The following is a 21971-nucleotide window of genomic DNA, read 5'->3' as shown; positions in this document are numbered from 1 at the left end:
TGCTCGCCGCGGGGTCCACCGCGTCCCGTCGTCCCGCTGGCAGCTGCTGCCGGCCGGCGCCGCTCACCGGCCGAGCCGGTGGGCGCTCTCCTCTGCGCGGTGCAGCGCCGTCAGCAGGGCCGCGCGGCCGGTGCGGTCGATGTCCTCGGTCAGGGCGTCCGTCGCGGTCTCGCCGTCGAGGCCGAGCTTGACCACCAGGCGGCGGTGGATCGCCGCCATGGCCGCTGCGTCGAAGTCGGGGCGGACGAAGGCCTGGAGCAGGCGGACCTCGTCCTCGCACCGGTGGTAGCTGTCCAGGACGTGCGCGTTCCCGGCGGCCGCGACGATCGCCCGGTGGATCGCGCCGTGCACCTCCGTCAGCTTCCGCCACGACGGCCGCGGCGTTCGCTCGGCGAGTGCATCGAGGCGCTCGACCTCGGCGTGCACCGGCGTCAGGTCCGCGCCCCGGTCCAGTGCCATGCGCAGCGCGCCGAGCTCGAGGACCTTGCGGTAGTCGAAGATCTCGTCGATGCGCGCCCGGCTCAGCGGCGCGACCACGGCCCCGCGGTGGCGTTCGTGGAGCAGCAGGCCGCGCTCGGCCAGCAGCCGCAGGGCCGAGCGGACGGTGTGCCTGCCCACGTCGAAGCGTTCCGCCAGGTCTTCCTCGCGGAAGCGGGTGCCGACGGGGTGCGCGCCGTCCAGCAGTTCGCCGCGCACCACCGCGGCGATCCGCTCCGGCGCCGCGGGCCCGACCATGGCCGTCCTCCTTGTCGCACACGATCACTGCAGATTGTGTCACAATGTGGCATGGAGATCGACGGAGTCCGCGTCCACGGCGAGTCCGGCCCTCCGGTCCTGCTGCTCCCCGGTGGCGCCGAGAGCTGTGACGGCTTCTTCCCCGGCCTGGTGGAGGGGCTGGTGGCCGATCCCGGCGCGCGAGTAGTCGTGCACGACCGCCCGGGCACCGGAACGTCCACTGTGGACGGCTCGGTGGCCGGTGCCGTGGCCCACCTGGCCTCGCTCGTCGAACGGCTCGCCCTCGGCCCGGTCGTGGCGGTCGGCCAGAGCCTCGGCGGCGCGGTCGGCGTCCTGCTCGCCCGCGACCGCCCCGACCTGCTCGCGGGCCTGGTCCTGCTCGACCCGACCCCGATCAACGACGCCCGGGTCTGCGCGAGCATCGAGCGCATGACGGCCGTGCTCGCCAAGCTGTCGGCCGTGCCCGGGCTGCGCCGCGTGCTCGCCGAAGCCCTCCGCCGGTCGGCCCGGCGCACTGCCCGCCGCCGCGACCTGCGCCCGGACTGCGCGGCCGCCCTCGAGCGCACGGCGGACCTCGACATCCCGACGCTGGCCCGCGCGGTCCGGGGCCTCACCGACGTCGCCCGCACCGTGCGGGAGCCCGACCTGCCCCGCCTCCCGTCCGTGGTGGTGACGGCGGACCGCAAACCGGACCACGCCGTCCACCGCGCCCACGAACGCCTCGCCACCGCGTTCGGCGCCCGGCTGGTGAGCTGGCCGGGCGCGACGCACAGCGTCCACCTCGACCACCCCGGCGAAGTGCTGGCCACGGTGCGGGGCATCGTGGGTTCCTGAACCGCTCGCGGAGCGCCGGCCGGGTGGTCAGGCGCAGGGGACCAGGGTCGAGACGGAGATCGTCGGGCTCCAGCCGGCGCTGTCGTACCGGATGCGGAGCCACTCCCGGGTCCTGGAGCCGCACGGTTCCTGGTAGGTGAAGTCGGAGAAGATCGTCCGCTGCTCGCCCGCGGCCAGCGTGACGCTGCCGCCGTCGTCGAAAATGGGCTCGGTGCCGTCGAAGTAGAGGGAAGTGTCCAGTTCCCAGTGGACGGTGCGGGCGCTGGTGGCCCGGTTGACCAGGCCGAGGTAGCCGCGGGACAAGCAGCTGTCGCTGTCGCAGTTGTACCGGACGCAAACCTGGTAGGCGATCTTTCCCCACCCCGCGGTGCCGGAGCACACCGGCGACGCGGCGGTGGCCGACGCCGGCGCGCCACCGGCCCCGCTCGCCGCGCCGGCCGGGGTGGCCGGCGACAACGTCAAGGCGAGGGCCAGGCCCACGGCCGCCGCCCCGGTTCGCCTGGCTCGTCGGCTGAACGACATCGCGGTGCTCCTCGTGCCGGGCCCCGGCTGTTCCGGGGTTCGGTGTCGCACACGCGCTTCCCGGTCCCGCGGTTTAGTGCGGCCGGGAACCGCCCGAGCCCTGACGGCGGTGCCGGTACAGGAGCCACACGAAGTACGGCGCGCCGATGATCGCGGTCATCAGGCCGGCCGGGAGCTGGCCGGGGGCGATGACCGTGCGGCCGAGCGTGTCCGCCGCACACACCAGGAGTGCGCCCAGCAACGCCGCCGCGGGGAGCAGGCGGGCGTGCCGGCTGCCGACGATCGCGCGGGCCGCGTGCGGGGCGACCAGGCCGACGAACGTGAGCACGCCGATGCCGGCGACGGCCGCGCCCGTGAGCAGCACCGCGCACGAGAGCAGCAGCAGGCGCGACCGGGCGACGGGCACGCCCAGCACCCGTGGGGTCTCGTCGTCCAGCGCCAGCAGGTCGAGCTCGCGGCGCAGGCGGATCAGCACGGGCACCGCCAGGACCAGCACCAGCGCCATCGGCACGAGGTGCGGCAGGGTCCGGCCGTAGGTCGAGCCGCCCAGCCAGGTCAGCGCCTTGGTCTCGTTCCACGGGTCGGACAGCGTGATCAGCAACGTCACCAGCGCCTGTGTCGCCGCGTGCACGCCGAAGCCGATCAGCACCAGGCGTTCGCTCGTGAAGCCGCCCCGGGCCGCCACGGCGAAGACCACGGCCATCGCCAGCGCGGCGCCCAGGCCGGCGGCGCCGGTCAGGGTCCAGAACCCGACGCCGGAAACCAGGGTGATCACGGTGACCGCGCCGAGGCCGGCCCCGCCGACGACCCCGATCATCCCCGGTTCGGCCAGCGGGTTGCGGGCGACCGCCTGGGTGAGCGCGCCGCCCAGCGCCAGTGCCGCGCCCGCCAGGAGCGCGGCCACCACGCGGGGCACGCGGGTGTCGAGCACGCCGGTGACGATCGGGCCGGCCTGGCCGGACAGCCAGTTGACGACGTCGCCCAGCAGCAGTTTCGCGTCCCCGAGCAGGACCGCGCCCACGGCGGCGCCGACCGTCGCGAGCGCCAGCACGGTCAGGACCACGCGGTACCGGAGCGCGCTCACGCCGCCGCGCGCGCCGGCCGCCGGGGGTTCGGCGGTCGCCGAGGTGATCCGGGCGGTGCGGGCCAGCACGACGAGGAAGAGCGCGCCGAGGATCGTCGTCACGACGCCGGTCGGCACCTCCAGGGCGCGCTGCGGGCTGACGATCGCGCGGAGCAGCACGTCGGCGCCCAGCAGCAGCGCCGCGCCCAGCGCCGCGGAGAACGGGAGCAGCGCGGCGTGCCGGTGCAGGCCCGGCACCACCGGCGCGAGCAGCCGGGCCAGTGCCGGCGCGGCGAGGCCGACGAAGCCGATGGGACCCGCCAGGGTCACCGCCGCCGCGGCCAGCAGCACGGCCAGCGCGATCGCGGCGACGCGGACCCGTCCCACGTGGACCCCGAGCGTCCGGGCGTGGTCGTCGCCGACGTGGACCAGGTCGAGCCGCCGGGCCATGCCGAGCAGCGCGGCCAGCGCCAGGCCGACGAGCGGGCCGAGCGTGCCGACACCGCGGAGCCCGTTCTGCTCCAGCGATCCCTCGCCCCACGCGAACAGGCCGCGGGTTTCCTGGGCGTACAGCAGCAGGAGCACCTGGGTCACGGAGACCAGCGCCAGTGCGATCGCGGTGCCGGCCAGCACCAGCCGCACGATCCCGGTGCCGCCGGTGCCCGACAGCGCGAGCACGAACACGGCCGCGGCCAGCCCGCCCGCGAACGCCACCCCGGTCGCGCCGAGCAGGGGCAGCGAAACACCGAACGCGGCGACGGCGACGACGGCGAGGTGCGCCCCGGCGTTGACGGCCAGCGTGTCCGGCGACGCCAAGGTGTTGCGGGACACCGACTGCAGCACCGCGCCGGCCACGCCGAGCGCGGCCCCGACGAGCAGCGCCGCGAGCAGCCGCGGCAACCGCGACTCGACGACCACCGCGGTCGTGTCGCCGGTCGCGTCGCCGAACACCAGGCGCAGCACGTCGAAGGCGTCGACGCTCGCGGTGCCCTGCGTCAGGTGCAGGGCCGAACCGAGCAGGAGCAGGGCGGCGAGCCCGGTCCCGAGCAGCGCCGCCCGCCCGCGGCGACGGACCGCGGGCGGGCCGGGCTTGGTCAGGGTGAGCACCGCTAGTTCTTCAGCGCGCCGACGGCCGCGTCGACGAACTGCTCCATGGACTTCGGCCCGCCGAACATCCAGAGGGAGTCCGGGAAGCGGTGCACCTTGCCGCTCTTGACGAACGGGAGGTTCTGCCAGATCGCGTTGTTCGCCAGCTCCTGCCGGTACGGGTCGCCGTCGGCGTTGTTGGCGATGTACCAGAACCGGACGTCGGGCAGCTTCGTCAGGCCCTCGACGTCGGCCTGCGCGAGTCCGTAGGCGGGGTCGCCGTCCATCGGCCACGCGGTCTCGAGGCCGAGCTCGCCGAACACCGCGGACACCAGCGCGCCCTTGGTGTAGGGCCGGATGCTCACCGAGCCGGAGGTGACGTAGGCGTCGGAGAAGGCGACCTGCTGGCCCAGCGCGCCCAGCTTCTCCACTTCGGCCCGGCCGGCGGTGAGCTTCCGCTCGAACTCGGATTTGAGCTGCGCGGCCTCGGCTTCGGTACCGGTGGCCTTCGCGATCACGTCCAAGCCGGCGTACATCCCGGCGATCGGGTCCTTCGCGGAGCCGCCGTTGATGACGATGACCGGGACCTTCGCCTCGATCTGTTCGAGCGCCCCTTCGGTCACGCTGTCGGTGACGACCACGAGGTCCAGCCCCAGCGAGCCGAGCGTGTCGAGGCTCGGTTCGCCGCGGGTGCCGATGTCCTTCGGGGTGCCGTCGAGCTTCTCGGCGCTCACCCACTGGCCGTAGCCCTTGATGTCGGACACGCCGACCGGCATGACGCCGAGCGAGACCAGGTGCTCGACGCCGTTCCACTCGGTCGCCGCGACGCGCTTGGCCGGGTGGGGCAGCTTCACCTCCTTGCCGCGCGAGTCGACGACCGTGACCGGGCCGCCGGCGCCGCTCGTGGCGGCGGCGCTCGTCGGTTCCTCGGTGGTGCCGCAGGCGGCCACGAAGAACGTGGCGGCCGCGGACAGCCCGAGGATCATCCGGGTGATCCGCATGTTTCTCCTAGGTGTTTCCGATGACGGCGGACCGGTCAGACCGACGCGGTACGCGGTGCTGTGTCGTTGAAGCGGCCCACCGCGCGGGCGTGGATCCGCCCGTCGGCCGGGTCGAGCGCGACGTCGACGCGGATGCCGTAGGCCCGGCTGAGGTTCGCCGCGGTCAGCACTTCGGCGGGGGCGCCCTCGGCGGTGACCCGGCCGTCCTCGAGCAGCAGCACCCGGTCGGCGACCGCCGCGGCTTGGTCGAGGTCGTGCAGCACCACGCCGACCCCGACGCCGTGGTGGTCGGCGAGGTCGCGGACGACGTCGAGGATCTCCACCTGGTAGCGCAGGTCGAGGAAGGTCGTGGGTTCGTCGAGCAGCAGCAGCGCGGTGTCCTGCGCCAGGCAGCTCGCGAGCCACACGCGCTGCGCCTGGCCGCCGGAGAGCGCTTGCACCGGCCGGTCGGCGAGCGCGGTCAGGCCGGTCAGCTCCAGCGCGCGCTCGACGGCGGCGGGGCCTTCGGGGTCGCGGCCGCCCCAGCGGGACCGGTGCGGGTGCCTGCCGAACTCGACGAGCTCGCGGACGCACACGCCGCCCGGCGCCGTCCGCTGCTGCGACAGCAAGGTGATCCGCTTGGCGATGTCCTTTCCGGACAGTGCCCGCAAGTCCGCCCCGTCGGCGAAGGTGACCGAGCCGGCGACCGGGGGGTGCAGCCGCGCCAGCGCGCGCAGCAGCGTCGACTTGCCGCTGCCGTTCGGGCCGATCAGCGCGGTCACGCTGCCCGCGTGCAGGGAGACGGACGCGGCGCGCACGACGACGTCGCTGCCGTAGGCGACGTCGATCTCGCGGGCGTCGACACCGGTGCCGGCGAGGTGGGGGACGTGGGACACGCGAGAACAATAAGGTCAGGCTTACCTAACTGGAAAGGTGGCGGTCGGCACATCGCGCGCGGTGATCGGTGGAACACACGCGGCGGTCCGGGAGTTGAGCTGGGCATGGACCAACTCGTGGATCGCACGATCGCCGCCCTCCGGGCCGAGCACGACGTGCTCGCCGGCCTCGCCCGGACCCTCACCGACGAGCAGCTCACCAAGACCAGCGGTGCCGCGGAATGGACGGTCGCGCAGGCGCTTTCCCACCTCGGCAGCGGTGCCGAAATCGGCCGCGCGCCGATCCTCCGGGCCGCCGGGGAGACCGTGGCCGTCGAAGACAACCAGACGATCTGGGCCCGCTGGGACTCGGCCACGCCGCGCGCGCAGGCCGAGGGCTTCCTGGAGCACAACGGCCGCTGGCTCGAAACGGTCGAGGCGCTCACGCCCGAGCAGCGTTCGTCGCTGACGGTGGACCTGGGCTTCCTGCCGGAGCCGGTGCCGCTGGTGACGGCGCTGGGCATGCGGCTCAGCGAGGTGGCCAACCACTCGTGGGACGTGCGCGTGGCCGTCGACCCGGACGCCGGCGTGGACGCCGGCTCGGCCGAGGTGCTCCTCGATCTCCTTGCCGGGCCGGTCGGCTTCATGCTGAGCTTCCTGGCGAAGCCCGCCGAGCTGGCGAACCCGGTTTCCGTCGCGGTTCCCGGCGGGGGATTGGTGATCGATGACGCGGTCACCGTGGTCGACCACCTGGAGGCGCCATCCGCGACGTTCGACGGGCCGGCGGAAGCGTTCGTCCGGTTGCTCAGCGGCCGGCTCAAGGCGCCGTACGACCAGGGGGTCAGCGTCGGGGGGAGTGTCACGCTCGACGACCTGCGCCGGGTGTTCCCCGGTTTCTGACGGGAACCGCCAGGCCGGCCGGGCCGGCCGGGCCGGCCTGGCGGCCCCGCCTCACTTCAGGTGCCGGGCGAAGAACCGGCTCCCGTCATCCCCCTCGAACGCCGGGACGCCCGTGTGCCCGCCCGTGTTGGCGTGCAACGTCTTTTCCCCGGTCCCGAAGGCGTCGAACAGGTCCAGGGCGAGCTGCCGGTCGTTGCCTTCGTCGTCCCACTGCAGCAGGACCAGCAGCGGGGTGGTGACCTGCCGGGCCTCCTCGATGATGCTCCGCGGCACGTAACTCCCGGCGAACAGGACCGCGGCCGAGATGCGCGGCTCGACCACCGCGAGCCGCACGGCGACGGCGATCACCCCGCCCGCGAACCCGACCGGGCCGTCGATCCCGGGGAGTTCCAGGAGGGCGTCCAGCGTGGCCCGCCACTCCGGGACCGCCTGGTCGACCAGCGGCAGGACGAGCCGGTCGACGACGTCGTCGCCGACCGGCTCACCGGCCGCCAGTGCCCGGCGCAGGTCGGCGCGGGCCGCGTCGACGGCGGGGAGCCGGGGCCGGTCGCCGCTGCCGGGCAGCTCGATGGTGGCCGCGGCGTAGCCGTCCGCCACGGAGTGCCGGGCCCGGGCCGCCAGCCGGGGGTACATCTTCGGCAGGCCGCCGGGGTGGCCGAGCAGGATCAGGGGAACCGGCCCGGTCGCGGGCTCGGGCGTCCACAGGATGCCGGGGACCTCGCCGAGGGTGAACGCGCGCTCGAGGACACCGTCGCCGAGGCGTTGTTCGGAAGTGAAGTGCATGGTCGTGCCTTCCGGGAGTGCTGGTGAACGGCGCTCCCGGGCGACCTATCGCCCGACCGTGACCCCGGAGGGGAGCACCCACGTCGTCTGGTCCACGGGTACCACCTCCTCGGTCTCTCGCACGGCTCCCGGGAAGGTAGCAGCGGCCGTGGTGGCCCGCCACCGGTTTTCCCCCGGCCGGCGCGCTGCGCGCTCAGGGGTGCCGGCGCAGGCCGTCGAACGCCACCGCGGTGACCGCGTCCGCGATCGCCGCGGCCGAGGTGCCGCCACGGGGCCGGTACCACTCCGTCACCGAGTTGACCAGGCCGAACAGCAGGCGCGCGGAAACGTCCGGGTCGATGTCGGGGCGCAGGTCGCCGTCGGCGGCGGCCTCGCGCACGAGGTCCGCGACGATCCGGTCGAACTCCTTGCGCCGGGCCAGCGCCGCGCGTTCCACCTTGGTGTTGCCGCGGATGCGCAGCAGCAGGGTCACGAACGGCAGCTGGCCGATCAGGACGCCGACGCTCGCGCGCACGAGGTGCTCGAGCCGGTCGACCGCCCGGCCGTCGAACTCCGCCAGTGCCGCCGCTTCGGCGAACAGCCCGTCCAGCGCGCGGTTCACCGCCAGCCGCAGCAGTTCGTCCTTGCTCGGCACGTGGTGGTAGATCGCCGACTTCGAGATGCCGAGCTTGCGGGAGAGGTCTTCCATGCTGGTGCCGTCGAAGCCGCGCTCGGTGAACGCCGAAACCGCCACGCGCAGCAGGGATTCCAGGTCGTACCCGGGTCGCCCGCGCCGGGCGGTCCGGTTCGTCGCTGTGTCGGCCATGCCGACATTGTCGCAAGGGGTCACCGCCGGTCGATGCCGAGACGCCCGGTGCCCGGCACTCCGCTGCGCACGGGTCGGGATCCGGGACTCCGCACCCTTGCTAACTGACCGAATGGACGGTAAACAATGTCAGCCGGGCAAGGGTGCCGCCTGCCGGAGGTCAAGAGGAGCGCAGATGCCGGAAGTGTTCGTGGTCGACGGAATCCGCACCGCGCAGGGGCGCTACGGCGGCGCGCTCGCGGGGGTCCGCCCCGACGACCTCGCCGGGCTCGTGGTGCGCACCGCGCTCGAGCGCGCGGGTGTCCCCGGCGACGCCGTCGACGAGGTCGTCCTCGGCGCGGCGAACCAGGCCGGCGAGGACAACCGCAACGTCGCGCGGATGGCCGCGCTGCTGGCGGGCCTGCCCGACGAGGTGCCCGGCTACACCGTGAACCGGTTGTGCGCCAGCGGGTTGACCGCGGTCGCGGCCGCGGCGCAGGCGATCCGGTCGGGGGAGGCGGACGTCGTCGTCGCCGGCGGGGTCGAGTCGATGACCCGGGCGCCCTGGGTGCTGGCGAAGCCCGGGACCCCGTGGGCCCGGCCCGGCGAGGTCGCCGACACTTCGCTCGGCTGGCGGTTCACCAACCCGGAGTTCACCCGGCACGACGCCGCGGTCGAACCGGGCGCCGGTCCCGAAACCCGCAAGGTGACCTTGCCGATGGGGGAGACCGCCGAAGAGGTCGCGCGGCTGGACGGCGTGACCCGGCGGGAGAGCGACGAGTTCGCGCTGCGCAGCCACCAGCGTGCCCTGGCCGCGATCGACGCCGGCCGGTTCGCGCCCGAGATCGTGCCCGTGCCGGTGCAGGACGGCGAGTTCGCGGTGGACGAGGGACCGCGGCGCGGCACGACCCTGGAGAAGCTCGGCAAGCTGCGGACGGTGTTCCGCGAGGACGGCATCGTCACCGCCGGGTCTTCGTCGCCGCTGTCCGATGGCGCGGCCGCGCTGGTGCTCGCCAGTGCGGACGCCGTCCGCCGGCACGGCCTTGCGCCGCGGGCGCGGGTCGTCGCCGGCGCGAGCGCGGGGGTGGCGCCGAACGTGATGGGCCTCGGGCCGGTCCCGGCGACGGAGAAGCTGCTCGGCCGCACCGGGCTGACGGTCGACGACCTCGGCGCGGTCGAGCTGAACGAAGCGTTCGCCGCCCAGAGCCTCGCCGTGATCCGCCGCCTGAAGCTCGACGAGGCGAAGGTCAACGCCGACGGCGGCGCGATCGCCCTCGGCCACCCGCTGGGCTGCTCCGGCGCGCGGCTGGTGGTGACGCTGCTGGGCCGCCTCGAGCGCGAGCACGCCCGGCGTGGCCTGGCGACCCTCTGCGTCGGCGTCGGCCAGGGCGTCGCGCTGCTGATCGAGCGCGTGTGAAGGCGGAAACGGTGCAGGCCGACCAGCAGGCCCCGGCCACGGTCGGGGTGATCGGCGGCGGCCGGATGGGCGCCGGGATCGCCCAGGTCTTCGCCACCCGCGGCGCCCGCGTCTCGGTGGTCGAAAGCGGCGCGGAGGCCGCCGAAGCCGCTCGCGCGCGGCTGGCCGACGGCCTGGCCAAAGCCGCCGGCCGCGGGAAGCTCACCACCGACCCGGCCGCGGTGCTCGCGCGGCTGGACGTCGTCGACGGCGTCGACCGGCTGCCCGCGGACGCGGACCTGGTCGTCGAGGCCGTGCCCGAGCGCGCGGACCTGAAGATCGACGTCCTGACCCGTGCCGAGGCCGTGGTCGGCGACCGCACGGTGCTGGCGAGCAACACGAGCTCGCTGTCGATCGCCGAGCTGGGCGCGGCGCTACGCGTCCCCGCCCGGTTCGTCGGCATGCACTTCTTCAACCCGGTCCCGGCGTCGAAGCTGGTCGAAGTGGTCCACGCGCCCGGCACCGCGGACGGAGTCGTGCACCGCGTCCGCGAGTGGGTCCGCGACCTCGGCAAGACCGACGTGCTCGTGCGCGACTCGCCCGGCTTCGCCACCAGCCGCCTGGGCGTCCTGCTCGGCCTGGAGGCGATCCGCATGCTCGAGGAGGGCGTCGCCGACGCGGAAGCGATCGACGACGCCATGGAGCTGGGGTACCGCCACCCGATGGGCCCGCTGCGCTCCACCGACCTCGTCGGCCTGGACGTCCGGCTGGCCATCGCCGAATACCTGCACAAAACGCTCGGCGAACGCTTCGCACCCCCGCGGCTGCTGCGCGACAAGGTGGCGGCGGGGGAGCTGGGCCGCAAGACGGGGCGGGGTTTCCACAGCTGGCCGTCGTAAAGTACGGGGAGGACGAGGGGGTGGCGGTGGCCGGATCGGGGCGGGCTCGGCCGCGTTCGGCCGTGCTCGCCGCCGCGTGGACGCGGATCTCCGGGGTCGAAGTGCTGTCGGCGGCGGACGGCGGTCCCCTGACCCGCACCGTCAAGAAGATCATCGACCCGCTGGTCGTGCGCACCGCCGCGCGGCCGCGGCTGGGGCGGCCGCTGCTCGAACCCGCCGAGGCGGCGGAGCTGACCGCGCTGCTGGTCGCCGACGCCGCCCGGTTGCGGGCGACCGCCGCGTGGTTCACCCACCTCAAGCGGCAGCGGAGGGCGCTGCGCATCACCGCCGGTGACGTCCAGGACGTCTGCTTCCCCTTGGCGTACGAGCTGGCCACCGGGTCCGGTGCGCCCGGCCCGGACGCGCCGGAGACCGCTGCGGCGGCGCTGCGCGAGCTGCACGGGGACGGCGAGGAAGCGGGGGTCGCGCGGCTGGCCGCGTACCTGGCCGAGCCCCGGGTGGCGGCCGATCTCACCGCGGAGCTGCACCGGCGCTGGCGGACCGGGCCCGTCCCCGCGCTCGCGCCCGGGGACGCCGTCGCGTTGCTCGGCGTCTTCGCCGACGATCTCGACGACGACGCCTGGCGCGCGCTCGCCGCGTCCGCCGCCGGGCACTCGCTGGGACTCGCCCTCCGCCGGCCGGGCGGTGCCGGAGCCGTCCCCGGTGCGCCGGAGCTCGGACTGCAACGCGGGGAACGCACCGCCGTGCCCCCGCTGCGGCGCGGCGACGAAACCGGGCCCGAGCTGCTCGAACGCAGTGTCGAACGGCGGGTCCGCGCCACCCTGCGGCGGCTTCCCGCCGACGAGCGGGGTCCGGTGGCCGACCTCGTCGACGACGAGCTCGCCCGGGTCGCCGCCGGGTTCGGGCTCGGCCTGCCCGCCCTGGCCACCTGCTTCGCGCTCGGCGTCGTCCTCGCGCCCGCCCTCCGCCCACTCGACGGCGGCGCACCCGGCGCGGCACCCGAGTTCGCCCGGCAGCTCAACGCCCAGGTCGCGCGCGAGGGGTACGTGCTGCACGCCCGCCGGGCACTGGCCGGCACCACGCCCCTCACCGCGCGGCCCGACCCCGAACTCGTCCGCGACCTGCGGGAGTTCGCCAAGCAGTTCCTCGGCCGCCTGTGGATCCGCCTGCACGGCTTCGACGTCCGCGGCGACCTCCCGACCGGCGCCACCGACGTCCGCGACCTGGTCACCGGCGTCGTCCGCTCCACCTCGCTGGACCTGCGGACGAAGGTGCGCCGCGCCCTCGCGGCCCGGCTGCCGGACCTGGAGGCCGTGTCGTGACGCATCCGGTGCACACCCCCGTCGTCGCGGCGGACGGCGGGCTCGTCCGGTTCGCGCTCGCCGAGCTGCTCGCCGGTGGGCCCGCGACGATGCGCGTCGAGCTGAGCGACGCCGCGGCCGCGGAACCGTGGCTGACGCGGCTCGTCGGTGAAGAACCCGCGCTGGCGGCGCTCACCGGCGGGTACGTCGAGGTGCCCGCCCGGCCGGAACTGGCCGCGCTCGCGCTGCTGCTGTGGGCGCGCCGGTGGTGGCCCGCGAGTCCGCTCCTCGGGATCCCGGTGCTGGACCCCGCGCTGCTGGACCTCGAAGCCGCCGTCGCGACGGCCGCCGTGGCGGAGGGCGTGCTGGACGGGTTCGAAGCCACGCCGGGGGAGCTGTTCGACGCCGCCGCCGCCGGGATCGGCGCGGCCGCAGTCGCCGGCGAAGTCCGGGACCTGTGCCTGCGGTTGTCCGCCTGGTTCGACGATCGGGACGACCTCGGGCGCGCCGAAGCCGCGGCCGGGCTGGCGGCCGCCGTCTCGCCGGGGCAGCGGGCGTACACGCTGGCCGCGGGTGCCGACGGGACGGCGGCCGGGGACGGGATCGTGGCCGCCGGCCGGGCGAGCGTCGACTGGGCCCGGGTGCCCCCGGGTGTCCTCGACGCCGCGGAAGACACCGTGACCTGGCGGATCGTCGCCGCGCCGGCCGGCACCCGGCTCGAGGTCGAGGTCGCCGGCGCCTTCGCCGACGCGGCCCTCACCGCGTTCGCCACCCGCGACGGCGAGGTGGTCGCGGAGGTTCCCCTGCACCTGGGCGCCGGGCGGTTCTCCGGTGCGGCGGACCTGACCGGCGGAGTCCACATCGGACTCGTCGTCGGGGTGACGGCGGAGCACCTCGCCGGGACGACGCGCGAAGACCGCGCCGACGTGGTGGCGCTCGTCCGGGCCCGCCAGGCACTACCGCCGGAAGCCCGGACGCTGGCCGAGCGGGCGGCGGCCGCGGCCCGCGACGAGGAGTTCTGACGTGCTCGCCGGCCTGCCGCCGCCGCTCACCCCGCCGGACCGGCCGCTGCCCGCCGAACTGGCGGGGGCGAGTTCGCACGGCTACAACTGCCGCTGTGTGGCGCGGCACTTCGGCCTCGACCCGGCACCGTACGGCGAACTGCCGGCGTGCTCGCTCACCGACGCCGAGTACCGGCGGCTGCTCGGCGACGCCGTCGAGACCCAGCAGGCGGCCAAGCGGCTCGCGGCCGCGCGGGACTTCGCGGGCGCGCACCGGGAGTACGGCCGGCTGCGGCAGTTCGCGCGGCGGCTCGACCGGACCGACCTGGAACTGGCCGCCGTCAGCGATCTGGCCGCTCTCCGGTACGCGGCGGGCGACCTGCGCACCGCGCGGCAGTGCGCCGAGGCCGTGCTGGCCGCCTTCCCCGTGAGCGCTGCCGCGGCCGTCCACTTCGGACAGTACGCCGAGCTGCGGATGGTCGAAGGATCCCGCGAGGTGGCCGATCGCGTGCTGATCTCACTGTCCACTGAGGAAGGTGACGTCGGCCGGGCCCGCGAACTGATCGCGGGACAGCGGCACCGGGCGGCGCAGCGCCGGGCGGCCGGGCCGGGGCAGTACCCGCCCGAGCTGCTCGACCCGCACGGCGCCGAGGAGCTGGAATTGCGGATCCTCGAAGTGCGCGTCCAGGCGGCGGCCGGCGACCCGGCCGGCGCGCTGGCCGCGCTCGAGAAGATCCTCGCCGCGCTGGAAACCCTCACCGATGTCGGTGAAGCCCGCGACCAAGCGGTGGCGCTGCAGGGGGTGGCGCGCGCCGAACGCGCCCGCCTCCGCCAGGCCGGCGGCGAGGACGCGGCCGCGCGGGCCGACCTGGTCCGGCTCGACGCCCAGCACGAAGGCGGGCCGGCGGCCGCGAAGTTCGCCATCGACCTCGCCGCGGACCGGGCGCTGGGCGGCGACTTCCCGGGCGCGCTCGCGGCGCTGATCGCCGCCCGGGACGACCTCGCGGCGGCCGGCGCGACCGGGGACGTCGCGGAAGCGAGCCACGCGCTGGGCACGCTCCTGCTGCTCGCGGGGGACCCCCGGCAGGCCCGCGAGCAGTTCGGGCACGCCGGGGAGCTCTGGACGGCCAACGGCGACACGCCGGGCCTGCGCCGGCTGGCCGTCGCGCTGGCCCGGTGCGCCGCGGCGGAGGGGGACTGGGCGGCGGCGGAGGCGCACGTGACGCGCGCGCGGGAGTCGGCGCGGGCGTCCGGGGACTGGCTCCAGCGCCTGCACACGGACTTCGTGGCGGCCACGATCGGCTTCGCCCGCGACGATGACCTGCGAGCCGTGCTGGACCTGCTGCTCCCGGTGGCGCTGGCGGCGGCGGACTACCGGTTCGAATTCGCGTCGCCGCGAGCGCGCACGGCCTGGGCCCGCGACGTCGCGGGCCCGGCGACCGGACTGCTGATGACGCTGCTGGCCCGCCTGGAGGAGCCGAGGCTGGCCGCCGAGCTGATCGAGCGGACCTGCGCGGTCGGCGCGTACACCGGGGCCGGGGCGCCCGCGGTGGACCTGACCGGCGCGCTGCCCGTTCTCGAAGCCGCGCCGCCCGGCGCCGGGTTCCCGCCGGCCGCACTGGGTTCCGTGACCGCGTCGCTGCCGCTGCGGCTCGCCCCGCCGCCCGCCCTGCGCTGGTCGCCGGACTCGCCGATGGAACTCGACCACTGGCTCGACGTCGCCGCCGAGCGGTACGGCTCGCCCCGGCCGGCCGGCGATCCCGTCACGACGTGGCCCACCGCCGAGCCCGGGCGCGAGACGTTCCTCCTGCGCTACGCCGACGCCGGCCACACCTACCTCAGCTGGCGCAGCACCGGGGACCTCGGCACCGTCCACGTCCACCCGGTCGACGCCGTCCTGGTGGCGACGGCCCGCGAGGTCCTGTCCGGCGCCTCGCCGACGCCGCGTGAAGGGGAGAGCGCCGCGGACGCCGTCCGGCGCTCCCTGGGTGAGGACGCCTTCGGCGGCTTCGCCGGCGAACAGCGCCTGGCCCGGGTGCTCGCCCTCAACCTCCTGCCCGCCGACCTCGTCGCGCGGCTGCGGGCGGCCGCCGCCGGTGGCCGGCGCCCGCTCCTGCGCGTGCAGCCCTCGCCCAGCCTCGCCGCGGTGCCGTGGGGCCTGCTCGCCCTGCCCGACCGGCGGCCGGACCACGCGCTCGAACCCGGCGGGGAAAGCACCTGCTTCGACGGCGACGAGCGCGTCCTCGACGTCGCCGACGTCTCCCTGCTCGCACCCGCCGGGATCCCGCGCCGGCCGCCGCGCGCCGCCGGCGGACCGCCGGTGTACCTGCTCGACCCGCGGATCCCCGGCCGGAGCGCGTTCGGCGAGCTGGGTTCGGTGCTCGGCAAGCAGGAACCGGCGTCGCCGCTGATCCGCCACCTGGACGCGCGGCTCGCCGTCGGCCCGGTCCGGCCGTCCGCCGCGCGCGGGCTCGACCTGGTCCGCCGCACCGACACCGACCGGCGGCTGCTCGCCCGGCTGCTGGCCGAACCGTGTTCGCGGCTGGTGTTCGCCGGGCACGTCAGCCAGGTCCGCGACGAACACGGCGCGCAGACCGCGCTGCACCTGTCCTGCCCGGCCGAGCTGCCCGGCACCGCCGAGCCGATCGGGGCGCACCGGCCGTTCACCGCCGCGGACCTCGCACTGTCCGATGTGGACGCGATGCCGGCGCGGGTGGCGCTCATCGGCTGCGCCAGCGCGAGCGACTTCGGCCTGCCCGAGCCGTTCGGCGTGCTGCTCGCCGCCGTGGCGGCCGGGGCGCGCCTGGTGGCCGCGACGGTGTGGGCGCTGCCGACGTCGGCCGCGGTGCCCGGCGCGGACCCGATGGCCGAACTGGTGATCGCCGTCGACACCGCCCTCGACGGCGACGACCCCGTGACCGAGCTGTGCGCGTGGCAGCGCACCCGGCTCGCGCGGTGGCGCGAACAGCCGGAGCCGGCCCGCTCGCCCGTCTTCTGGGCGGCGCTGACCTGCCTCGACGCCACCGGCGACGGGCAAACCTGGGTTCGGTAGCACCGCGGCCCGCCGAAGCTGTGCACACCGCACAGAGAGGCAGGACCACGATGTTCAAGAAGATCCGCCGTCAGGTCGACGAGGCCACCCAGCAGGGCGCCGCCCGCGGCGCGCAGCAGTTCCAGCAGCACGCGGAGCAGTTCCGGCGGGCGGCCGCCGCCCAGGGGTACGACATCACCCCGCAGCTGCCGACGCCGCAGCTGGCCGCGCAGGCGGTCCGGGCGGTGAACGCCGACCCGGCCACGGCGGCGTTCCTGGCGCTGCCCGCCGACGAACAGCTGCGCCAGCAGCAGGAACTGCAGGCCTACGGCACGGAGCTGCGCCGGCTCTACGACACCGGCGAGCCGGCCACCCTGGTCGTCCGCGCCCTCGAGCCGACCGACCGGACGGTCGCCGGGCAGGCCCGGTACACCGCGACGCTGGAGGTCACCCGCGCCGACGGCACCACCTACCGGACGGTCACCCCGCTGATCACGCCGCTGGCGACGATCCAGCAGTACGCGCCCGGCACCCGCCACGAGGCCCGCGTCGACCCGGCCGACCCGGCGAAGGTCGCGGTGTTCGGGCCGATCGCCTAGTGGCGTGGCACCCAGCGGCCGCGCCCCAATGTGGCGTTGGTTGCGTCCGACGCACCGAACGCCACATTGGGTGCGCTGGACGCACCGAACGCCACATTGGGGGCATCCGGACCCGGCAGTACCTGAACCCCAAGACCGAAAGGAGGCGCCGTGTTCGCCTTCGGATTGCCGGGAGACCCGCGGCCGGACCGTCCCGGGCGGCGGCTGTGGCTGCTCGGCGTGCCCACGACGCTCGCCTGGGCGGCGGTGGGCTGGTCCGGCTCGCTCGGGCTGCTGGACGGCTTCCGGCTGATGTCGCTGAACCGCGTCGACGCGTGGGGGGCCGACGCGGGCCCGGTGGCTTCGCTCGTGCTGTTCTTCAGCCTCGCGATCACGGTGGCGTCCTCGCTCGGCTTCGCGATGCTGTGGACGGCGGGCCTGTCGCTGGACCGGATGGCCGTCCGGTTCCGGGCGGGCTCGCTCACCGCGGCCCTGGGCGTGGCGCTGGGCAGCGGCGCGGCGATCCCCTCGTGGACGCCGCCGGAGGCGGTGGGGCGCCGGCTGCCGTTCCTCGACGGCGACGCCGAGCCGTGGTCCGAAGTGGACTGGGTCGTCTACTACGAGCCCTACCTGGTGCCGGCGGTGTCCGGGCTGGTGGCGCTGGTGCTGATCGCGGTGCTGCTGCGGGCGTTCCTCACCGAAGCGGAGGCCGACGACCGCGCCGAAGCCCTGCGCCGGTACGGCCGCGAGGTGACCGGTCACGTCACGCACGTCGAGTTCACCAACGTCTGGGTGCTGGGGAACCCGCGGTTCGTCGTCCACGTCCGGTTCCCGGCGGAGACGGGGGAGCGCACGGTGGTGACGACGATGACCACGCCCTTCCTCCAGGCCCCGTCCCGCGGCTCGGCCGTCCGCGTCCGCTACGACCCGCAGCACCCGGAAGCCGTGCTGGTGGAACCGGATCCGGCCGGATCGCCCTTCTGCTGAGGAGTTCCCATGTCCCCTGCCGCTCTCGTCCGCGGCTTCCTCGGCGGCGGCGTCGCCGGGGCGGCGCTGAGCGCCTTCGTCACCGGGACCGTGCTCGAACGGCTCCCGCTCGTCCTGACCGGTCTGGGCCTGCCCGTCGCGTACGGCTTCCTGCTGTTCGTCGCCGGCCTGCCACGGCGGGCCCGCGAGGCGGCGGTCGTACCCCGGGTCGCGCTGGCGAGGATCGAAAGCCGGCGTGCCGGCGGTACGGAAACGGGCGACGTCCCGCTGACCCTCGTCCTCACCGTCGCCCCCGACGGCGCGCCGCCGTTCCGCGTCGAGACCACCCACCACGTCAACCTGGCCGACCTGCCCGGCTTCCCGGCGGGCGACGTCCTCGTGGTCGAGTACCCACCGGACCGGCCCTGGCGAGCCGAGGTCGTGCCGAACCCGACGGCGGAGTGGCGGCGCCGGGCGGACGAGACGGTGCTCGAGCCGGCGCCTCAGTCCGCGGTGGTCGCCCCGCCACCGGAGGGCGGCGCGGTCGCCGCGGCCGCGTTCGCGGGCCTGCTGCTCGGCGCGGCCGTCGTACTGGGACTGTTCCGGGTGGAGCTGTTCGGTCCCGGGGATGAGCAGCCCGAGTCCACCACGACGGAGACGTCGACCACCGAGTCGGGCACGACGGAGACGTTCACCTTCCACATCACCGTCACCGGGCCCGACGGCGTCACCACCTTCGTGCTGCCGTCGACGCCGCGCAGAGCGCCAGCCGATCGCGGGCGTCGGCCAGGGTCGGGCAGACCGGCAGCTGGTGTTCGAGGTGCAGGGCGGCGATCGGCCGCCGGACGGAGTGCTGGTCGCTCGCGATGACGCACGGGATGCCGGCGGCGTGCGCTTCGGCCGTGGTCAGCAGCAGGACCCGCAGGGCGCCGGCCGAGCAGAAGCCGACGCGGGTGAGGTCGACGAGCAGGGCGCGCGGGCGCTTGAGCAACTCGGCGTCCAGGTGCGCGAACAGGCGGTCGGCGATGTCCTGGTCGAGGTCCCCGACGGCGGCCAGCACGGTGGACTCGCCGGTCGCGGTGACCGTGACGGTCGTGGTGCGCCGGTGGAACCGGGCTACCGGGTCGTCAGTGCGCATGGTGCTGCCACCTCCGGTGTGACGGCGGCGCCGCGGAGCCGGGCCGACGCGAAGAGCGTCACGGCTGCTGGCTGAACCGCGGGTACTGGTGCTCTTACCCAGAACCCGCGCGGTTCAAGCGGCCGGGTACTGCGTCTCCCCGAGGAGGCGGGCCAGGTGGACGGCGTTGCGCACCAGCGTGGCGTTGGTCGAGGCCACGGCTGCGGGTGTTTCGTCGAGGTCGTTGTAGTCGCCGCCCCGCATGGCTTCGCCGTTCCAGTAGGTGCCGCCCTGGGCCGGGATGGAAAACCCGGTGTCGTTGAGGGCCTGGAAGAGGTCGGCGATGATCTTGTGGGCGCCGTCCTCGTTGCCGACCGCCGCGGCCACGGCGACCTTGCCGAACATCGCCGGGCGGCCTTCGGCGTCCGTTTCGGACAGTTCGGCGTCGAGGCGTTCCAGCACGCGCTGGGCGACGCTGGACATGTGCCCGACCCACGTCGGCGTGGCCACGAGCAGGATGTCGGCCGCCTGGAGCTTGGCGCGGATCCCCGGCCACGCGTCGCCGTCGCCCATGTCGGCTTCGACGCCGGGCCGGACGTCGTGGTCGACCACGCGCACCGTCTCGCCGGTGACGCCCTCCGCGGCGAACAGCTCGAGCAGCTGAGAAGCGATCAGGTCGCTGCTCGACTTCGCCGGCGACGGCTTGAGGGTGCAGACGAGGGCCAGGACGCGCATCGGTACCTCCGTGGTCGGCGTGGGAGGTCCCCGGGTTCCCCGCTCCGGAACGGCCGAACCGGGAAGATCAGCGCGGCAGCGTCACTTCGACGACCGTGCCCCGGCCGGGGGTGCTCGTGACCGCGAGCCCGCCGCCCATCGCTTCGGCGAGGCCCTTGGCCAGGGGGAGGCCGAGGCCGACGCCCTCGCCGGAGTCGGCGCCGAGCCGGTCGAACGGGGTGAACAGCCGGTCGAGGTGCTCCGGTGCGATGCCGCGGCCGCTGTCCGCGACGGTGATCACCACCGCGGCCGCCTCGGTGCGGGTGGTGAGCGCGACGGTCCCGCCCGTCCGGTTGTAGCGGACGGCGTTCCCCGCGAGGTTGAGCAGGATCTGCTTGAGCCGCCGCTCGTCGGCGTGCAGCGCGGCCGGCCCGCTCTCGTCGCGCAGGCGCACGCCTTCCGCGTCGGCGAGCGGCTCCAGCAGGCTCAGCACCTCGGCGACCACCGCCGGCACGTCGATCTCCACCGGGTGCAGCGGCAGCGCCCTGGCCTCGATCCGGGCCACGTCGAGGACGTCGTCCACCATGGCGAGGATATGCCCGGCCGCGCCGTTGATGTGTTCCAGCGCCGCCTTACGGCGTTCCGGGGGCAGGTCGAGCGACCCGAGCAGCTCGGTGAACCCGGTGACGGCCTGCAGCGGCGTGCGCAGCTCGTGGCCGAGCGCGGCGACGAAGTCGGTCTTGGCGCGGCTCGCCCGCTCGGCGGCCTGGCGGGCGACGTCGGCCTCGTGCCGGGCCTGGCGTTCGCGTTCGGCGGCGCGCCGCTGGGTGACGTCCAGGACGTTGGCGATCAGCCGGACCGGCACGCCGTCCGGCCCGGCGACCGGTGAGACCGAGACGACCACGTCGAGCGTCCGGCCGTCGGGGTGGCGCAGGGTCGCCTCGTAAGGCGCCTCCGGCGCGGTCACCGGGGTGAACAGCTCGGCCAGCCGGACGCCGGTCAGCTCGTGCTCCGACCTCCCGAGCAGGTCGCGCAGGGCCTCGTTCGTCCTGGTCACGGCCCCGTCGGCGGCGGTGATCGCCATGCCGATCGCGTTGTCGTCGAACGCCCGCCGGAACCGCTCCTCGCTGTCGGCGAGCGCGCCGAAGAGCGCGTGGTGGTCGATCGCCACCGACGCCAGGTGGGTGAGCCGGTCGACCAGGTCGCGCTCGCGGGAAGCTGGCTGGTGCGTCCGCTCGTGGTAGACGGCGAAGGTGCCGACCACCCCGGCCCGGCCGCGGATCGGCGTCGACCAGCAGGACCGCAGGCCGTGCGCGCCCGCGAGGTCGCGGAAGCGGACCCAGCGCGGGTCGGTGGTGACGTCCTCGGCGACGACCGGTGTCCCCAGGTACGCGGCCGCGCCGCAGGACCCCTCGTCGCGGCCGATGGCGAGCCCGTCGATGCGGGAGGAGTAGGTCCACGGCAGGGAGGGCGCGGCGCCGTGGCGGAGCGTCGACGACTCGCGGTCGAGCAGCAGGATCGAGCAGTGGCAGCCCGGCATGAGCCGTTCCAGGGTGGTCGCGACCTCGGTCAGCACGTCGGGCAGCGGGACGCCGCCGGCGATGCGTTCGAGGACCCCGGACTGCGCCTGGAGCAGCGCTTCGGTGTCGGTGGCGGCTTCGTGCGTGCGGGTCACGGCTCGAACCGGTAGCCGACCCCGCGGACGGTCCGCACCCGCTCCGGCCCGATCTTCTGGCGCAGGCGGTGCACGTGCTCGGTGACGGTCGCTTCGCCCTGCCATTCCGCGGCGCTCGCCCAGACGCGTTCGAGCAGCTGGGCGCGGGTGAACACCTGCCGGGGGTGCGCGGACAGGAAGGTGAGCAGGTCGAACTCCTTCGCGGTCACGGTCAGCTCGCGGCCGTCGAGGAACACCTCCCGCGCGCCCCGGTCGATCCGCAGCCCGGCCGCGGCCACCGGCGGGGCGGGCGCGGCCCGCCGCAGCACCGAGCGCACGCGGGCGGCGAGTTCGCCGGGGGAGAAGGGTTTCACGAGGTAGTCGTCGGCGCCCAGGTCGAGCCCGACGATCCGGTCGGTCTCGCCGCTGCGGCCCGACAGCACGATCACGGGCAGGGCGGCGTGCTCGCCGTCGCGCAGCCGCCGCAGGACGTCGAGGCCGCCGACGCCGGGCAGGGCGAGGTCGAGGATGACGAGGTCCAGCCGGTCGCGCTCGATGGCCTCGAGCGCCCGCCGGCCGTCGGCCGCTTCGGTGACCCGGAACCCTTCGGCTTCCAGCTGCCAGGTGACGACGGTCCGCACCCGGGGGTCGTCGTCGACGACGAGGACCTGCCGGCTGTCCGGCAGCGTCGCATGGGCGTCCATCGCGGGCTCCTTCGCCACCGTCCGGCCGCCACGCCGCGGCCCGCACCC

The 21971-nt window shown here is 75.3% G+C and carries 20 protein-coding genes; 9 read left to right on the top strand and 11 right to left on the bottom strand.

Going from position 1 to position 21971, the window contains the following annotated elements; all coding sequences use genetic code 11:
- Window positions 1-63: 63 nt before the first annotated feature.
- The gene (locus AB5J73_RS39790; RefSeq protein WP_370964086.1) at window positions 64-735 is read right to left on the bottom strand and encodes a GntR family transcriptional regulator; all 672 of its coding nucleotides are present in this window, start codon (window positions 733-735) and stop codon (window positions 64-66) included.
- A gap of 51 nt (window positions 736-786) precedes the next feature.
- On the opposite strand from AB5J73_RS39790, the gene AB5J73_RS39785 reads away from it, so the two are divergent.
- Entirely contained in the window at window positions 787-1569 is a 783-nt protein-coding gene (locus AB5J73_RS39785) for an alpha/beta fold hydrolase (RefSeq protein WP_370964084.1), read from the top strand.
- 27 nt (window positions 1570-1596) lie between these two features.
- Here the strand turns inward: AB5J73_RS39785 and AB5J73_RS39780 are convergent, their stop codons facing one another.
- From AB5J73_RS39780 to AB5J73_RS39765, 4 genes are all read right to left on the bottom strand, one after another.
- Window positions 1597-2091: a hypothetical protein gene (locus AB5J73_RS39780; RefSeq protein WP_370964082.1), complete on the bottom strand. Its 495-nt coding sequence runs from the start codon at window positions 2089-2091 to the stop codon at window positions 1597-1599.
- Window positions 2092-2164: 73 nt separating this feature from the next.
- The gene (locus AB5J73_RS39775) at window positions 2165-4261 is read right to left on the bottom strand and encodes an iron ABC transporter permease (RefSeq protein ID WP_370964080.1); all 2097 of its coding nucleotides are present in this window, start codon (window positions 4259-4261) and stop codon (window positions 2165-2167) included.
- Window positions 4262-4263: 2 nt separating this feature from the next.
- Entirely contained in the window at window positions 4264-5241 is a 978-nt protein-coding gene (locus AB5J73_RS39770; RefSeq protein WP_370964078.1) for an ABC transporter substrate-binding protein, read from the bottom strand.
- A 35-nt stretch (window positions 5242-5276) separates the two neighbouring features.
- Window positions 5277-6116 carry an ABC transporter ATP-binding protein gene (locus tag AB5J73_RS39765; RefSeq protein WP_370964076.1) on the bottom strand — a complete coding sequence of 280 codons (840 nt, stop codon included), beginning with the start codon at window positions 6114-6116 and terminating at the stop codon, window positions 5277-5279.
- 117 nt (window positions 6117-6233) lie between these two features.
- On the opposite strand from AB5J73_RS39765, the gene AB5J73_RS39760 reads away from it, so the two are divergent.
- The gene (locus tag AB5J73_RS39760; RefSeq protein ID WP_370964074.1) at window positions 6234-6995 is read left to right on the top strand and encodes a maleylpyruvate isomerase family mycothiol-dependent enzyme; all 762 of its coding nucleotides are present in this window, start codon (window positions 6234-6236) and stop codon (window positions 6993-6995) included.
- A gap of 51 nt (window positions 6996-7046) precedes the next feature.
- Here the strand turns inward: AB5J73_RS39760 and AB5J73_RS39755 are convergent, their stop codons facing one another.
- Both AB5J73_RS39755 and AB5J73_RS39750 read right to left on the bottom strand, forming a co-directional pair.
- The gene (locus AB5J73_RS39755; RefSeq protein WP_370964072.1) at window positions 7047-7778 is read right to left on the bottom strand and encodes a dienelactone hydrolase family protein; all 732 of its coding nucleotides are present in this window, start codon (window positions 7776-7778) and stop codon (window positions 7047-7049) included.
- A 193-nt stretch (window positions 7779-7971) separates the two neighbouring features.
- Window positions 7972-8583 (bottom strand): TetR/AcrR family transcriptional regulator, encoded by a 612-nt coding sequence (locus tag AB5J73_RS39750; protein ID WP_370964070.1) that lies wholly within the window; start codon window positions 8581-8583, stop codon window positions 7972-7974.
- Between the two features lie 175 nt (window positions 8584-8758).
- Between AB5J73_RS39750 and AB5J73_RS39745 the strand changes: the two genes are divergently transcribed.
- From AB5J73_RS39745 to AB5J73_RS39715, 7 genes are all read left to right on the top strand, one after another.
- Window positions 8759-9979, top strand: coding sequence for an acetyl-CoA C-acyltransferase (locus AB5J73_RS39745; protein ID WP_370964068.1), 1221 nt, complete (start codon window positions 8759-8761; stop codon window positions 9977-9979).
- Complete coding sequence (locus AB5J73_RS39740; protein ID WP_370964066.1) at window positions 9976-10857, top strand: 3-hydroxyacyl-CoA dehydrogenase family protein; 882 nt, start codon at window positions 9976-9978, stop codon at window positions 10855-10857. The genes AB5J73_RS39745 and AB5J73_RS39740 overlap by 4 nt, the downstream gene beginning before the upstream one ends.
- Before the next feature lie 26 nt (window positions 10858-10883).
- Window positions 10884-12179: a hypothetical protein gene (locus AB5J73_RS39735; RefSeq protein WP_370964064.1), complete on the top strand. Its 1296-nt coding sequence runs from the start codon at window positions 10884-10886 to the stop codon at window positions 12177-12179.
- The gene (locus tag AB5J73_RS39730) at window positions 12176-13180 is read left to right on the top strand and encodes a hypothetical protein (RefSeq protein ID WP_370964062.1); all 1005 of its coding nucleotides are present in this window, start codon (window positions 12176-12178) and stop codon (window positions 13178-13180) included. Before AB5J73_RS39735 ends, AB5J73_RS39730 begins: the two co-directional genes overlap by 4 nt.
- 1 nt (window position 13181) lies before the next feature.
- Window positions 13182-16211, top strand: coding sequence for a hypothetical protein (locus tag AB5J73_RS39725; RefSeq protein ID WP_370964060.1), 3030 nt, complete (start codon window positions 13182-13184; stop codon window positions 16209-16211).
- Window positions 16212-16261: 50 nt separating this feature from the next.
- A complete protein-coding gene (locus AB5J73_RS39720) occupies window positions 16262-16789 on the top strand; it encodes a hypothetical protein (protein ID WP_370964058.1) in 528 nt (175 codons plus the stop codon).
- A 150-nt stretch (window positions 16790-16939) separates the two neighbouring features.
- Window positions 16940-17755 (top strand): DUF3592 domain-containing protein, encoded by an 816-nt coding sequence (locus AB5J73_RS39715; protein ID WP_370964056.1) that lies wholly within the window; start codon window positions 16940-16942, stop codon window positions 17753-17755.
- A 706-nt stretch (window positions 17756-18461) separates the two neighbouring features.
- Here AB5J73_RS39715 and AB5J73_RS39710 read toward each other — a convergent pair.
- The 4 genes from AB5J73_RS39710 to AB5J73_RS39695 all read right to left on the bottom strand — a co-directional run bounded on the left by AB5J73_RS39710 (window position 18462) and on the right by AB5J73_RS39695 (window position 21923).
- Window positions 18462-18872 (bottom strand): STAS domain-containing protein, encoded by a 411-nt coding sequence (locus tag AB5J73_RS39710; RefSeq protein WP_370964053.1) that lies wholly within the window; start codon window positions 18870-18872, stop codon window positions 18462-18464.
- 114 nt (window positions 18873-18986) lie between these two features.
- The gene (locus AB5J73_RS39705) at window positions 18987-19586 is read right to left on the bottom strand and encodes a flavodoxin family protein (protein ID WP_370964051.1); all 600 of its coding nucleotides are present in this window, start codon (window positions 19584-19586) and stop codon (window positions 18987-18989) included.
- A 67-nt stretch (window positions 19587-19653) separates the two neighbouring features.
- Window positions 19654-21240: an ATP-binding protein gene (locus tag AB5J73_RS39700; RefSeq protein WP_370964049.1), complete on the bottom strand. Its 1587-nt coding sequence runs from the start codon at window positions 21238-21240 to the stop codon at window positions 19654-19656.
- A complete protein-coding gene (locus AB5J73_RS39695; RefSeq protein ID WP_370964047.1) occupies window positions 21237-21923 on the bottom strand; it encodes a response regulator transcription factor in 687 nt (228 codons plus the stop codon). Before AB5J73_RS39695 ends, AB5J73_RS39700 begins: the two co-directional genes overlap by 4 nt.
- Window positions 21924-21971 lie beyond the last annotated feature (48 nt).

Source organism: Amycolatopsis sp. cg9 (assembly GCF_041346945.1).
GTDB lineage: Bacteria > Actinomycetota > Actinomycetes > Mycobacteriales > Pseudonocardiaceae > Amycolatopsis.
This window is presented reverse-complemented; position numbering and strand designations above follow the sequence as displayed.

Coding starts and splice junctions, on each gene's coding strand:
- AB5J73_RS39790 (WP_370964086.1), bottom strand. CDS start 735: ATGGTCGGGCCCGCGGCGCCGGAGCGGATCGCCGCGGTGGTGCGCGGC.
- AB5J73_RS39785 (WP_370964084.1), top strand. CDS start 787: ATGGAGATCGACGGAGTCCGCGTCCACGGCGAGTCCGGCCCTCCGGTC.
- AB5J73_RS39780 (WP_370964082.1), bottom strand. CDS start 2,091: ATGTCGTTCAGCCGACGAGCCAGGCGAACCGGGGCGGCGGCCGTGGGC.
- AB5J73_RS39770 (WP_370964078.1), bottom strand. CDS start 5,241: ATGCGGATCACCCGGATGATCCTCGGGCTGTCCGCGGCCGCCACGTTC.
- AB5J73_RS39755 (WP_370964072.1), bottom strand. CDS start 7,778: ATGCACTTCACTTCCGAACAACGCCTCGGCGACGGTGTCCTCGAGCGC.
- AB5J73_RS39750 (WP_370964070.1), bottom strand. CDS start 8,583: ATGGCCGACACAGCGACGAACCGGACCGCCCGGCGCGGGCGACCCGGG.
- AB5J73_RS39745 (WP_370964068.1), top strand. CDS start 8,759: ATGCCGGAAGTGTTCGTGGTCGACGGAATCCGCACCGCGCAGGGGCGC.
- AB5J73_RS39720 (WP_370964058.1), top strand. CDS start 16,262: ATGTTCAAGAAGATCCGCCGTCAGGTCGACGAGGCCACCCAGCAGGGC.
- AB5J73_RS39710 (WP_370964053.1), bottom strand. CDS start 18,872: ATGCGCACTGACGACCCGGTAGCCCGGTTCCACCGGCGCACCACGACC.
- AB5J73_RS39705 (WP_370964051.1), bottom strand. CDS start 19,586: ATGCGCGTCCTGGCCCTCGTCTGCACCCTCAAGCCGTCGCCGGCGAAG.
- AB5J73_RS39695 (WP_370964047.1), bottom strand. CDS start 21,923: ATGGACGCCCATGCGACGCTGCCGGACAGCCGGCAGGTCCTCGTCGTC.